We start from the raw sequence: 13,146 nt of genomic DNA, 5'->3' as shown, positions 1-13,146 counted from the left end.
GGGGCCGCCCCAATGAACTCAATCACCGCGATCGCTACGTCTTAGTTCGAAAAGTCAGCACGCCGAGCGGCCCGGCTGATGCCGGGCCTCTCGTCGTGCTCAGGGAATGCGCCCGATGTTCAGAACGACGACCGTGATGGTGCCGTTGTCGATCTCGTAGAGGAGGCGGTAGCGCCCGACGTGCATGCGACGGAGCTCGGGAGAGCCATAGGCCGTGGTCCCTCTCGGGCGGGGATCCTCGGCGAGCAGATCCGCTGCCGCGTAGACCTGACGTAACCCGTCAGGGTCTTCCTTGAGGAAGCGCACCGCGGCGCTGGTCGCCCGCTCGTGCCAGAGGATGCGGTAGCTCACTCGCCCTCCAGTCCCAGGAGCTTTCCGACCTCGTCGTGCGGTACGCCGACGAAAGTGCCGGCTTCCTTCTCGGACCGGTACCGGGAGACGGCCAGCTGCTCCTCCAGCTCCAGCACCCGTTCCTCCAGCTCCGCCAACTCGTTGGGGTTTATGAACACCGTCGCGGGCTGACCGTGATCCGTGATCGTGATGCGCTCGCGCGCGTGTGCCGTACGGCGGACCAGGGAGCCGAACTTGGCACGGGCCTCGGTGATGGGCAGCGTCTCACTCATGTACGAAACTGTACTCTTCCCGCATCTTCGGTGCAGTCCCTCGTTCGGGCGACAGTCCTCCCGGCGACGTACGCTGGAGACCCCCCGGCCCGTCCCACGTGTCGGGTCCTTCGCGTTGCGCCCGCGCGCCCCCGGAACCGGAAAGGCCAAGCGCCCCCATGAGCCTGCACGGACTGCTCGATGCCGTCGTCAAGGACGCGGCCCTCGCCGAAGCGGTGAAGGCCGCCGGTGACGGCAACCGCATGCACGTCGACCTCGTGGGCCCGCCCGCGTCCCGCCCCTTCGCGGTGGCCGCGCTGGCCCGCGAGGCGGGGCGCCCCGTCCTCGCCGTGACCGCCACCGGCCGCGAGGCCGAGGACCTCGCGGCCGCGCTGCGCTCGCTGCTGCCGCCCGACACGGTCGCCGAGTACCCGTCCTGGGAGACGCTGCCGCACGAGCGGCTCAGCCCGCGCAGCGACACCGTCGGCCGGCGCCTGGCCGTGCTGCGCCGGCTCACCCACCCGAGCACCGACGACCCCGAGACCGGGCCGGTCTCCGTCGTCGTCGCCCCCATCCGCTCCGTGCTCCAGCCGCAGGTCAAGGGCCTCGGCGACCTGGAGCCCGTCGCCCTGCGCACCGGACAGAGCGCCGACCTGAACGCGACGGTCGAGGCGCTCGCCGCCGCCGCGTACGCGCGCGTCGAACTCGTCGAGAAGCGTGGTGAGTTCGCGGTCCGCGGCGGCATCCTCGACGTGTTCCCGCCGACCGAGGAGCACCCCCTCCGCGTCGAGTTCTGGGGCGACGACGTCGAGGAGATCCGCTACTTCAAGGTCGCCGACCAGCGCTCCCTGGAGATCGCCGAGCACGGCCTGTGGGCCCCGCCCTGCCGCGAACTGCTGCTCACCGCCGACGTGCGGGCCCGGGCCGCCGAACTCGCCGAGCAGCACCCGGAGCTGGGCGAACTCCTCGGCAAGATCGCCGAGGGCATCGCCGTCGAGGGCATGGAGTCCCTCGCCCCCGTCCTCGTCGAGGACATGGAGCTGCTGATCGACGTCCTGCCCAAGGACGCGATGGCCGTCGTCTGCGACCCCGAGCGGGTCCGCACCCGCGCCGCCGACCTGGTGGCGACCTCGCAGGAGTTCCTCCAGGCGTCCTGGGCCGCCTCCGCGACCGGCGGCGACGCCCCGATCGACGTGGGCGCGGCCTCGCTGCGCTCCATCGCCGACGTCCGCGACCGGGCCCGTGAGCTCGGCATGATGTGGTGGTCGGTGTCGCCGTTCGCCGCCGACGCCTCGGCCGCCGACGCGGACACGCTGCAGCTCGGCCTGCACGCCCCGGAGACGTACCGCGGGGACACGGCGAAGGCGCTGGCCGACACCAAGGGCTGGCTCTCCGACGGCTGGCGCACCGTGTTCGTCACCGAGGCGCACGGCCCCGCGACCCGCACCGTCGAGGTCCTCGGCGGCGAGGGCGTCCCGGCCCGCCTCGACAAGGACCTCACCGCGCTCGCCCCGTCCGTCGTCCAGGTGGCCTGCGGCAGCCTCGAGTACGGATTCGTGCACCCCGAGCTGAAGGTCGCCGTCCTCACCGAGACCGACCTGACCGGGCAGCGCGCCGCCGGCAAGGACGGCCAGCGGATGCCGGCCCGGCGCCGCAAGACCATCGACCCGCTCACCCTCGAGTCCGGCGACTACATCGTGCACGAGCAGCACGGCGTCGGCCGCTACATCGAGATGGTCCAGCGCACGGTGCAGGGCGCGACCCGCGAGTACCTCGTCGTCGAGTACGCCCCCGCCAAGCGCGGCCAGCCCGGCGACCGCCTCTACATCCCGACCGACCAGCTGGAGCAGATCACCAAGTACGTCGGCGGCGAGGCCCCGACGCTGCACCGGCTCGGCGGCGCCGACTGGACGAAGACGAAGGCGCGCGCCAAGAAGGCCGTCAAGGAGATCGCCGCCGACCTCATCAAGCTGTACTCGGCCCGCATGGCGGCCCCCGGGCACGCCTTCGGCGCGGACACGCCGTGGCAGCGGGAGCTGGAGGACGCGTTCCCGTACGCGGAGACGCCCGACCAGCTGACCACGATCGCCGAGGTCAAGGACGACATGGAGAAGACGGTCCCGATGGACCGCCTGATCTGCGGCGACGTCGGCTACGGCAAGACGGAGATCGCGGTCCGCGCCGCGTTCAAGGCGGTCCAGGACGGCAAGCAGGTCGCCGTCCTCGTCCCCACGACCCTCCTCGTCCAGCAGCACTTCGGCACGTTCTCCGAGCGCTACGCCCAGTTCCCCGTGAACGTGAAGGCGCTCAGCCGCTTCCAGACCGAGACCGAGTCGAAGGCGACTATGGAGGGCCTGCGCGAAGGCTCCGTCGACGTCGTCATCGGCACCCACCGCCTCTTCTCCTCCGAGACGAAGTTCAAGGACCTGGGCCTCGTCATCGTCGACGAGGAGCAGCGCTTCGGCGTCGAGCACAAGGAGCAGCTGAAGAAGCTCCGCGCGAACGTCGACGTCCTGACGATGTCCGCGACGCCGATCCCCCGCACCCTGGAGATGGCGGTCACCGGCATCCGCGAGATGTCCACGATCACGACCCCGCCCGAGGAGCGCCACCCGGTCCTCACCTTCGTCGGCCCCTACGAGGAGAAGCAGATCGGCGCGGCCGTGCGCCGCGAACTGCTGCGCGAGGGCCAGGTCTTCTACATCCACAACCGCGTCGAGTCGATCGACCGCGCCGCCGCCCGCCTGCGCGAGATCGTGCCCGAGGCGCGCATCGCGACGGCCCACGGCCAGATGTCCGAACAGGCCCTGGAGCAGGTCGTCGTGGACTTCTGGGAGAAGAAGTTCGACGTCCTCGTCTCGACGACGATCGTCGAGTCCGGCATCGACATCTCCAACGCCAACACGCTCATCGTCGAGCGCGGCGACAACTTCGGCCTCTCCCAGCTCCACCAGCTGCGCGGCCGCGTCGGCCGAGGCCGCGAACGCGGCTACGCCTACTTCCTCTACCCGCCGGAGAAGCCCCTCACCGAGACCGCCCACGAGCGCCTCGCCACGATCGCCCAGCACACGGAGATGGGCGCGGGCATGTACGTGGCGATGAAGGACCTGGAGATCCGCGGCGCGGGCAACCTGCTGGGCGGCGAGCAGTCCGGCCACATCGCGGGCGTCGGCTTCGACCTCTACGTCCGCATGGTCGGCGAAGCCGTCGCCGACTACCGCGCCTCGCTGGAGGGCGGCGTCGAGGAGGAGCCGCCGCTGGAGGTCAAGATCGAGCTCCCGGTCGACGCGCACGTCCCGCACGACTACGCCCCCGGCGAGCGCCTGCGCCTCCAGGCCTACCGCTCGATCGCCTCGGCGAACACGGAGGACGACGTCCGCCAGGTCCGCGAGGAACTCACCGACCGCTACGGCAAGCTCCCCGAGCCCGTCGAGAACCTCCTGCTCGTCGCCGGCCTGCGCATGCTCTCCCGCGCCTGCGGCGTCGGCGAGATCGTCCTCCAGGGCACCAACATCCGCTTCGCCCCGGTCGAACTCCGCGAGTCCCAGGAACTCCGCCTCAAGCGTCTCTACCCCGGTACGGTCATCAAACCGGCCACCCACCAGATCCTGGTCCCGCGCCCCAAGACGGCCAAGGTCGGCGGCAAGCCGCTGGTCGGGCGCGAACTGCTCGCGTGGGTGGGGGAGTTCCTGACGACGATCCTGGGGTCGTGAGGGACTAGGGCCTTTCTTTCGGATCCGGCTGGGCTCGCGGGGCGTGGCACGCGCATCTGCGGCGTTGTCGTCGGTTGCCAACTCCCCCAAGCTCTCGGCTTCGCTCGAGCAGGGGGGACCCCCATCGCGTTGTCGCCCTCCTCCGCCTTGCAGCTGCACGCACCACGCCCCGCTCCCTGATCCAGCCTGATCCGAAAGAAAGGCCCTAGCCGGAGGGTTCCGCGGTCCGCAGGGCTTCGGCCAGGCGGTCGCGGACAGCGGTCTGTGCGGCGATCCGGCGGTCGATCACGTCGAGCCGGGCGCGGGCGATGCGCAGGAAGCCCGCCGAGGGCTCCTGCGCCCGCAGGTCGCCGTCCAGGCACGGCAGGAAGACCCGCACGTCTTCGACGGTCAGGCCGGCGTCCAGGAACAGGCGGATGTTCGCGACGCGGGTGACGGCCGAGGCGGCGAACCACCGGTATCCGTTGGCCGCGCGCTCGGACGTGAGCAGACCCGCCTGCTCGTAGTGGCGCAGCGCGCGGACCGTGGTGCCCGTGGCCGTCGCGAGTTCCCCGATGCGCAGTGCGTGCGTCGTGCTCATCCCCGCATCGTCAGGCCACGACGGCGCCGCCGTCCACCGGGACGATCACGCCCGTGACGAACGAGGCGTCCGGCGAGGCGAGATGGACGATCGTGCCGGCCACTTCCTCGGGGCGGCCGACGCGGCCCAAGGGGGTGTGCGCCAGTTGCCACGCGCGGATCGCGGCCCGCTCGGCCGGTGTGAACGCGGAGTGGTCGGCGATGGGTGTCTCGATCGCGCCCGGGGCGACCGCCACGACCCGTACGCCGCGCGGCGCGAGCTGTACCGCCCAGCTCCGGGTGAGCGAGTCGAGGGCTGCTTTTCCGGCGGCGTAGAGGGAGTTGCCGGGCCAGCCACGTTGGCCGATGGCGGTCGTGACGTTGACGACGACACCGCCGGCCGTGGTCAGGGCGGGCAGCGCGGCCTGGGTGAGCAGGGTGGGGGCGACGAGGTTGGTTCCGAGCAGGTCGTGTGCGGAGTCGCGCGAATAGGACTCCAGCGACTCGGAGTTGGTGACCCCCGCGTTGTTCACGAGGACGTCGATCCGGCCGCTCGGGCCGGCGGCCGCCGTCACGACGTCCGCAGGGCCGTCCTCGGACGTGAGGTCCGCGGCCAGCGGCTCGATCCGGTCCGGGGCGTACGCGGCTGTCTCGGCGAGCGGACCGGGCCTGCGGCCCACGACGACGACGCGGCAGCCGGCATCGGCGAAGGCGTGGGCGGTGGCCCGGCCGATGCCGGTGCCGCCACCGGTGACGACGACGGTGCGGATGGCTTCGGGGTTCTCGGTGGTCATGGCGGGATCGTCCGACCCTGACGCCAGGGGCAGGGTCAAGCGGTCAGGCCCGGCGTCGCGGTCTGGCGCGTCGATTTCAGCGTACTCGCCGGTTTCCGGGGCGCATCGCCGAAACTAGTGAGCGGAAAAAGGGTTCGCCGGGAGGTTCGGGGGCGGCTACCTTCGGGCGGTCATCCGACCGCCGGGTGCCGCTGTCGCCGAAGGACGTACGACCATGACCGCCCAGGACGATCTCACGATCACGACGCTCGCCGAGCGGCCGGAGCTGCTCGACGCGATGTGGGCGATGGCCGACACCTGGCCGGTGTACGTGCAGCACGACGCCGTCGCGTGGTCGTTCATGGGGCGGATCGCGGCGGAGCTGCCCGAGTTCGTGCTCGTGGCGACGGATCCGGCGGGGGCCGTGGTGGCCAAGGGGTTCAGTGTGCCGTTCGCGCTGCGCGGCGCGGGGCGCGGCGGTGAGCTGCCGGACCGGGGCTGGGACCGGGTGCTGCAGTGGGCGTTCGCCGATCTGCGGCACGGGGTCGTGGCCGACACCGTGAGCGCCATCGAGATCAGTGTGGTGCCCGAGGCGCAGGGGCGCGGGCTGTCCGGGGTCATGCTCGGGGCCATGCGGGAGAACGCGCGGGCCAAGGGGTTCGGTGAGGTCGTCGCCCCGGTGCGGCCGAGTGCCAAGCACCGGGAACCGGCGGCGCCGATGAGCGAGTACGCGTACCGGGTGCGGGAGTCGGACGGGCTGCCGCACGATCCGTGGCTGCGGGTCCATGTGCGCGCGGGCGGGACGGTCGTGAAGGTGGCGCCCGCCTCGATGACCGTGTCCGCGTCGACCGACGAGTGGCGGGCGTGGACCGGGCTGCCGTTCGACGCGGCGGGTCCGGTCGAGGTGCCGGGGGCGCTGGTGCCCGTGCACTGTGAACCGGAGCGGGGATACGCCGTGTACGTCGAGCCCAACGTGTGGGTGCGGCACACGCTCTGAGTGTCCGGTACGCAACATGGGTGCGGCGCGCGCTCCGAGCGAGCACGCGCCGCACCCTCCCCCCCCGGGTGACCGGGACGGTTACAGCTTCAGGTCCCAGTGCGTCGCGTCGTACTCGAAGCTGGGGGACACCTCGACCGTCAGGTTCTTCGCGTCCGCCGGGGCGTCGAAGCCGTAGACGACCGTGGCCTTCTTGCCGGGCAGGATCGAGCCGCTGAAGCCCGTGCCGACCTTGTCGTCGAAGATCTGCTCCGCGTCGACGCCGTCCTTGCCGGCGCGGGCCTCGGCGGTCAGCAGGGTCGAGTCGAACTTCGCCTTCGTCTTGTTCTCGACCGTGACGGTCACCTTGTAGGCGTGGTTGCCCTTGGTGTGGCCCGCCGCGTACTCGCTCGGGTTCCACGTCACCGCGTTCGACACCGTGATGGTCAGGTCGTCGTCGTAGATGACGGAGTCGCCGGCGTCGAGCGCCTTGCCCTTGGCGGGCGCCTCGTCCTTCGCGCCGGAACCCTTGTCGTCCTTGCCGGCCTTGTCCGTGCCCTTGGCCCCGGTGTCCGACACCGACTTGTTGATCTCGTCGACCGCGTCGTCGACCGCCTTGAACGTCGTGTACGCGCCGAAGACGGACAGGCCCAGGGAGACCAGGCCGAGGAGCGCGCCGGCCAGCGCCACGCCCTTGTTGGTCGCCTCGCCGCGCTTGGCCCGGCCGCGGCCCGACAGGCCCAGGATCAGGGCGATCACGCCGAGGATGCCGGCCAGCCAGAACATGATCGGGATCAGCCCGGACAGGGCGCCGATGATGCCGAGGATCAGCGCGGCCGTCCCCAGGCCGTTGCGCGCGGCCCGCTGCGGCTGCTGCGGCTGGAACGGCGGGTACTGGGGCTGCTGCTGGGTCTGGGACATGGGTTCCTCCGTGATGAGAGACGCCAACCTCCCCCCGGCTTTCCGATCGTCCGGCGGTTGGCTGGGTCAAGAACACCATTCTTTGTGAACCGAGTCAACCGCGTTCACAGTTTTCGTCGTGAACACAGCTGTGAATGCGCTTCTTACGTGGAAGTAGATAGGGTCTGCTCCACACGTACGCGGCATCTGGGCCCGCGCGCGCGAACGAGGGGAGCGAGCCCGGTGCAGGAGAACGCGACAGAGGTGACGGCCGCCGGGATCGCCCGGCTGGCCGGGGTCGGCCGCGCCGCGGTCAGCAACTGGCGGCGCCGCCACGCCGACTTCCCCAAGCCCGTCGGCGGCACCGAGACCAGCCCCTCCTTCGCGCTCGCCGAGGTCGAGGACTGGCTCCGCGCCCAGGGCAAGCTCGCCGAGGTCCCCCTGCGCGAGCGCGTCTGGCAGCAGCTCGCCGGACACCCCGCCGGCCCCGTCACCGCCCTCCTGCACGCCGGTGCCACCCTCCTCCTCGTCCACGACCGGCCCACCGAATGGCTCGCCCTGAGCGCCACGGCCGACGACGAGGTCCTCGCCGAGGGGCTCTCCGTCTCCCTCGAAGGCGTCCTCACCCCGCGCTTCGGCCACGCCACCGAGCGCGCCGTCGCCACCCCGCGCCCCACCGACCTGCGCCCCTCGATCCCCCTCCTGCGCGGCACCGCCGAACTCGCCACCGAGCTCGGCGCCCGCCGCGCCTTCGCCTTCCTGCTCGGCCGTCACCTCGACGCCAACCCCCGGCAGTACACGCTGACCCCGCCGGGCCCCGCCGCACTGATGGCCGCCCTCGCCGGACCCACCGGCCCCGAGGGCGGCGGCACCGTCCTCGACCCGGCCTGCGGCACCGGCGCCCTCCTGCACGCCGCCCGCGGCCACGGCACCGGCCCCGCCCGCCGCCTCTACGGCCAGGACGCGTCCCCCGAACTCGCCGCACTCACCGCCCTGCGCCTCGCGCTCGACGGCCGCGAGGCCCCCGACGCCGCCCCCACCGTCCGCACCGCCGCCGCCGACACCCTGCGCGCCGACGCCCTCGCCGACGTCCGCGCCGACGTCGTCCTCGCCCACCCGCCGTTCAACGAGCGCGGCTGGGGCCACGAGGAGCTCGCCTACGACCCGCGCTGGGAGTACGGCCTGCCCGCCCGCACCGAGTCCGAACTGGCCTGGGTGCAGCACGCGTTGGCCCGACTCAAGGACGGCGGCTCCGCCGTCCTGCTCATGCCGCCCGCCGTCGCCTCCCGCCGCTCGGGCCGCCGCATCCGCGCCGACCTGCTGCGCCGCGGCGCCCTGCGCGCCGTCATCGCCCTGCCCGCCGGCGCCGTCCCGCCCAACAACGTGCCGCTCCACCTGTGGGTCCTGCGCCGCCCCACGGCAGCCGCCCCCGCCGCCCCCGAGCTCCTCCTCGTCGACACCACCGCCGCCGCCGAGGGCGACATGCGCGAGAAGCAGGCCTGGACCGCCGTCCAGGACGTCGTCCTCGACGCCTGGCACGCCTTCGACCGCGACGGCGCGCTGGCCGAACGCCCCGGACTCGCCCGCTCCGTCCCCGTCATCGAACTGCTCGACGACGAGGTCGACCTCACCCCCGCCCGCCGCCTTCCCCCGCCCGCCGCGGGCACCGGCGGCGCCGCCGAACTGCGCACCGTGCGCGCCGACCTCGCCGACACCCTCCGCCTCACCACCGAGCTCACCCCGAAGCCCGGCGCCCCCGCGCCCGCCCCCGTGCGCTGGCCGCAGACCACGATCGGCGAACTCGCCCGCGCGGGCGCCCTGTCGCTGCGCACCGCCGCCACCGGAGGAACCCCGGGCGCCCCCGCGCGCGTACCCGTGCTCACCGACCACGACGTCCTCACCGGCACGGCGCCCTCCGGCACCCAGACCGGCGACGACGACCCCGTCCTCCTGGAGGCCGGCGACGTCGTCGTGCCCGTCGTCGGCGGCGGCGCCACCGCCCGCGTCGTCGACGAGGCCACCGCGGGCGCCGCCCTCGGCCGCGGCCTCGCCCTGCTGCGCCCCGACCCGGCCGCCCTCGACCCCTGGTTCCTCGCCGGCTTCCTGCGCTCCACCGCCAACAACCGCCAGGCCAGCAGCTACGCCTCCACCGCGACCCGGCTCGACGTGCGCCGCCTCCAGCTGCCCCGCCTGCCCCGACCCGAACAGGCCCGCTACGGCGCCCGGTTCAAGGCCCTCGCCGCTTTCGAGGACGCCCTGCGCCAGGCCGCCCGCCTGGGCGAACAGCTCGTCCAGGGCCTCCACGACGGCCTCACCGACGGCACCCTCGACCCGTCGGGCGACCCGGCTCCCGGGCACGCCGCCGATCCGGAATGACCGGCACCACAAGGGCGGCCCCGACAACGGTTCGGTAGACGGGGGTCACGTTGTCCGAAGGGGCCGATACGCTCGTCGTACGAAGCAGCACGAGCGATCCAGGAGCAGTTATGTACGGGCCCGGCGCCGCACCGCCCCCGCGCACCGATGGCGGGGTCGTCGCCATGCGCGTGCTGTTCGCCGCACTGTCCGTCCTCAGTTGCGGCCTGCTCGCCTCGGTCCCGCTGTTCCGGATCGCCTACCTGCGCAAGCGGACCCTCGACTGGGTGCTCGCGAGCGTCGCGCTGCCGGTCACCTTCGCCCTGTTCGCGGTCGTCGGCTCGCTGCCCGAGACGGACCGGCGCACCGACGTCGCGCTCGCGGCGATCCTGATCATCGGCGCCGCGTCCGCCGTGTACTTCGTCGTCTTCGACGTGCGCCGCGTGCAGGCGACGCCGCTCCCGGCCCCGTACCCGCCGACCGCCCAGACCGTCGGTTACGGCTACCCGCCCGTGCAGCACCAGCCGGCCCCGCAGCCCCCGTACACCCACCCGACCGTGTCGCAGACCGGCTTCGCCACGCACCAGACCCTCGGCGCCGCGCCGCAGCACCCCGCCCCGCAGCACGCGCACCCGACGCCGCCGCCGGTCCAGCCCCAGCCCCAGCAGCCCCAGGGCGAGCAGGGCCAGCCCCCGCACCGCATCGACCAGGTCCGCGCCGAGCTGGACGAGTTGAGCGACTACCTGCGCCAGCAGGACGGCGGCCGGTGACCGCACTGCCCACGACCGGCGGCCGCGTCGTCGCCGGACGGTACGAACTGTCCACGCTCATCGGCCAGGGCGGCATGGGCCAGGTCTGGACGGCCTACGACCAGCGCCTCGACCGCCGCGTCGCCGTCAAGCTGGTCCGCCCCGACCGCGTCGCCGGCGCCGAGGCCGAGGAACTGCGCCGCCGCTTCCTGCGCGAGTCCCGCGTCACCGCCCAGGTCGACCACCCCGGCCTCGTCACCGTGCACGACGCGGGCAGCGAGGACGGCGACCTGTACCTCGTCATGCAGTACATCGACGGCTCCGACCTCGCCGACCACCTCGCCGAGCACACGCCCTACCCGTGGCCGTGGGCCGTGTCCGTCGCCGCCCAGCTGTGCGCCGTGCTGTCCGCCGTGCACGCCGTGCCGATCGTCCACCGCGACCTGAAGCCGCGCAACGTGATGGTGAAGAAGGACGGCACCCTCACCGTCCTCGACCTCGGCGTCGCATCCGTGCTCGACACCGACACCACCCGCCTCACCCACACCGGTTCGCCCATCGGCACCCCCGCCTACATGGCGCCCGAGCAGGCCATGGGCGGCGCCGTCGGCCCGTACACGGACCTGTACGCCCTCGGCGTCCTGCTCCACGAACTGCTCAGCGGTGACGTCCCGTTCGCCGGCACCACCGCCCTCGGCATCCTCCACCGCCACCTCTACGAGGCCCCGGTCCCGCTGCGCCAACTGCGCCCCGAGGTGCCCGAGGCGCTCGAAGGCCTTGTCCTGCGCCTGCTCGCCAAGGACCCGCAGCACCGCCCCGCCTCCGCCCAGCAGACCTACGAGGAACTGCTGCCGCTGCTCCCGCCCCGCGGCGTCCCCACCGGCCGCCCCCTCGACCCCACCCGCCCCTTCCTGCGCCCCCACGCCCCCTGGCCCGACCGCGCCCTCACCCCCGCACCGCAGCCCGCCGGCGCCGACGTCCAGGGTGAGCGCCCCGACGTCGCCCGCGCCGTCGACGAGGTCAAGCGGCTGCTCGGCGAGGGCCGCATCACCCAGGCCGTCGACATCCTCGGCGCGATCCTGCCCGCCGCGGCCGCCCAGCACGGCGAGCACTCACCCGTCGTCCGCACCCTGCGCAAGCAGTACGCGGCCACGCTCATGGACGACGGCCAGTACCGCCGCGCCCTGCCCGAGCTGCGCCGGCTCGCCGACGAGCGGGCCTCCGAGGCCGGCCACGCCGACCCGCAGTCGCTCCAGTTCCGCTACGAGGTCGCCCAGTGCCTCGAAGCCCTCGGTGAACCGGCCGCGGCACTCGCCGAGTACCGCTCCCTGCTCCCGTACTACGAGAACCAGTACGCGACGACCGACATGCGGCTCGCCCTCGAAGTGCGCCGCCGCATAGGACAGTTGCTGCTCGCCGTCGGCGACCGGGGCGCCGCGCAGGAGACCCTGGTCCGCCTCCTGCACGACGCCGAGCGCCTCCACGGGCCCGCCCACCCGTTCCCCGGCGAGGTCCGCCGCACCCTGCAATGGCTCGGACAAGTGCGCGGCTGACCCGCCCGGGCGGAGTTCAGTGCCCCAACTCCCTGCGAATCGTTGTCGAATAGGTGGCCGAGCACGCGGTCACTGCCTAACATCGATCAACGCCGGACTTTGTGCACCGAAGCACAAACTGCTCGCAGGGAGGCCCACCTTGCACCGCCGCAACAGCCGCCGCACCGCGCTCGTCCTGTCCGCCGCCGCACTCGCCGCGACGCCCTTCCTCACCGCCTGCGGGAACGAGGCGCACCCGGGTGCCGCGGCCGTCGTCGGCGGCCAGCGCATCACCGTCTCCCAGCTGGACGCCCGGGTCACCGAGGTCCGCGACGCCCAGCAGGCCGCCACCCGCGGCGACGCCCAGTACAGCCAGGCGGTGGCCCAGAGCGGCCCCCTCACCCGCAGCACCCTCAACGCGATGGTGCGCACCCGCGTCCTGCACCGCGCCGCCACCGATGCGGGCGTCACCGTCACCCGTGCCGAGACCCAGGCCAAGCGCGCCGAGTACGAGAAGCAGGTCGGCGGCGCCGAGCAGCTGAAGGCCGCGTTCCTCCAGCAGTTCAACATCCCGCCGCAGCGGCTCACCGAGGCGATGCGCAGCGAGGTCGAGGCCGGCAAGCTCATCGAGGCGATCGGCGCCGACCCGCAGACCCCGCAGGGCCAGGCCGCCTTCGCCAAGGCCCTCGCCGACGCCTCGAAGGAACTGGGCGTCTCGCTCAACCCCCGCTACGGCACGTGGGACGCGAAGGGCAACAAGGCGACCGACGCGCGGGTGCCGTGGCTGAACCAGGTGACGAAGCAGGCCCCGACCCAGCCCGCGTAGGCGCTGCCGCGCGGGGGGCGGGATTTCGGGTGCGGCCCGGTGGGGGCTGGTCGCGCCCCGCGGCGGAGCCGCTAAAAGACACAGCCCCGCGCCCCTGAAGGCGAGCGGCTTCGCCGCTCAGCCTTCATCGGGGAAATGCGCCCGAAGGGCATGCATTTCAGG

The 13,146-nt window shown here is 73.0% G+C and carries 11 protein-coding genes; 6 read left to right on the top strand and 5 right to left on the bottom strand.

Annotated elements, in window-relative coordinates; genetic code table 11:
• Positions 1–99: 99 nt before the first annotated feature.
• Together ACFW9D_RS34310 and ACFW9D_RS34305 are read right to left on the bottom strand one after the other, a co-directional pair.
• Positions 100–351, bottom strand: a complete 252-nt coding sequence (locus ACFW9D_RS34310) for a type II toxin-antitoxin system RelE/ParE family toxin (protein WP_384628614.1) — start codon at positions 349–351, stop codon at positions 100–102.
• Positions 348–623: a type II toxin-antitoxin system Phd/YefM family antitoxin gene (locus ACFW9D_RS34305; RefSeq protein ID WP_384628611.1), complete on the bottom strand. Its 276-nt coding sequence runs from the start codon at positions 621–623 to the stop codon at positions 348–350. The genes ACFW9D_RS34310 and ACFW9D_RS34305 overlap by 4 nt, the downstream gene beginning before the upstream one ends.
• A 158-nt stretch (positions 624–781) precedes the next feature.
• Between ACFW9D_RS34305 and mfd the strand changes: the two genes are divergently transcribed.
• Positions 782–4,315 (top strand): transcription-repair coupling factor, encoded by a 3,534-nt coding sequence (mfd, locus tag ACFW9D_RS34300; protein ID WP_384628609.1) that lies wholly within the window; start codon positions 782–784, stop codon positions 4,313–4,315.
• A 205-nt stretch (positions 4,316–4,520) separates the two neighbouring features.
• On the opposite strand, the gene ACFW9D_RS34295 is transcribed toward mfd, so the two are convergent.
• Positions 4,521–4,877 (bottom strand): MerR family transcriptional regulator, encoded by a 357-nt coding sequence (locus ACFW9D_RS34295; RefSeq protein ID WP_384628617.1) that lies wholly within the window; start codon positions 4,875–4,877, stop codon positions 4,521–4,523.
• A 28-nt stretch (positions 4,878–4,905) separates the two neighbouring features.
• A complete protein-coding gene (locus ACFW9D_RS34290; RefSeq protein WP_384628607.1) occupies positions 4,906–5,667 on the bottom strand; it encodes an SDR family NAD(P)-dependent oxidoreductase in 762 nt (253 codons plus the stop codon).
• 214 nt (positions 5,668–5,881) lie between these two features.
• Between ACFW9D_RS34290 and ACFW9D_RS34285 the strand changes: the two genes are divergently transcribed.
• Positions 5,882–6,643, top strand: coding sequence for an N-acetyltransferase (locus ACFW9D_RS34285; protein WP_384628604.1), 762 nt, complete (start codon positions 5,882–5,884; stop codon positions 6,641–6,643).
• Positions 6,644–6,724: 81 nt separating this feature from the next.
• On the opposite strand, the gene ACFW9D_RS34280 is transcribed toward ACFW9D_RS34285, so the two are convergent.
• A complete protein-coding gene (locus tag ACFW9D_RS34280) occupies positions 6,725–7,543 on the bottom strand; it encodes a DUF4190 domain-containing protein (protein WP_188338474.1) in 819 nt (272 codons plus the stop codon).
• Positions 7,544–7,765: 222 nt separating this feature from the next.
• Here ACFW9D_RS34280 and ACFW9D_RS34275 point away from each other — a divergent pair, with 222 nt between their 5' ends.
• The 4 genes from ACFW9D_RS34275 (at position 7,766) to ACFW9D_RS34260 (ending at position 12,984) form a co-directional block, all read left to right on the top strand.
• The gene (locus ACFW9D_RS34275; RefSeq protein WP_384628601.1) at positions 7,766–9,898 is read left to right on the top strand and encodes an N-6 DNA methylase; all 2,133 of its coding nucleotides are present in this window, start codon (positions 7,766–7,768) and stop codon (positions 9,896–9,898) included.
• 110 nt (positions 9,899–10,008) lie between these two features.
• Positions 10,009–10,647: a hypothetical protein gene (locus tag ACFW9D_RS34270; RefSeq protein WP_188338476.1), complete on the top strand. Its 639-nt coding sequence runs from the start codon at positions 10,009–10,011 to the stop codon at positions 10,645–10,647.
• Positions 10,648–10,652: 5 nt separating this feature from the next.
• Positions 10,653–12,179 carry a serine/threonine-protein kinase gene (locus tag ACFW9D_RS34265; protein ID WP_188341513.1) on the top strand — a complete coding sequence of 509 codons (1,527 nt, stop codon included), beginning with the start codon at positions 10,653–10,655 and terminating at the stop codon, positions 12,177–12,179.
• 139 nt (positions 12,180–12,318) lie between these two features.
• Complete coding sequence (locus ACFW9D_RS34260; RefSeq protein WP_188338477.1) at positions 12,319–12,984, top strand: SurA N-terminal domain-containing protein; 666 nt, start codon at positions 12,319–12,321, stop codon at positions 12,982–12,984.
• The last annotated feature ends 162 nt before the right edge of the window (positions 12,985–13,146 follow it).

This window comes from Streptomyces sp. NPDC059524 (assembly GCF_042749255.1).
GTDB classification, from domain to species: Bacteria; Actinomycetota; Actinomycetes; order Streptomycetales; family Streptomycetaceae; genus Streptomyces; species Streptomyces xanthii.
The sequence above is the reverse complement of the archived record's forward strand: the minus strand, read 5'-3'. Positions and strand labels throughout refer to the sequence as shown.

Excerpts from the sequence above, each read along its gene's own strand:
- ACFW9D_RS34305 (WP_384628611.1), bottom strand. The coding sequence starts at position 623 with ATGAGTGAGACGCTGCCCATCACCGAGGCCCGTGCCAAGTTCGGCTCC.
- mfd (WP_384628609.1), top strand. The coding sequence starts at position 782 with ATGAGCCTGCACGGACTGCTCGATGCCGTCGTCAAGGACGCGGCCCTC.
- ACFW9D_RS34290 (WP_384628607.1), bottom strand. The coding sequence starts at position 5,667 with ATGACCACCGAGAACCCCGAAGCCATCCGCACCGTCGTCGTCACCGGT.
- ACFW9D_RS34285 (WP_384628604.1), top strand. The coding sequence starts at position 5,882 with ATGACCGCCCAGGACGATCTCACGATCACGACGCTCGCCGAGCGGCCG.
- ACFW9D_RS34280 (WP_188338474.1), bottom strand. The coding sequence starts at position 7,543 with ATGTCCCAGACCCAGCAGCAGCCCCAGTACCCGCCGTTCCAGCCGCAG.
- ACFW9D_RS34270 (WP_188338476.1), top strand. The coding sequence starts at position 10,009 with ATGTACGGGCCCGGCGCCGCACCGCCCCCGCGCACCGATGGCGGGGTC.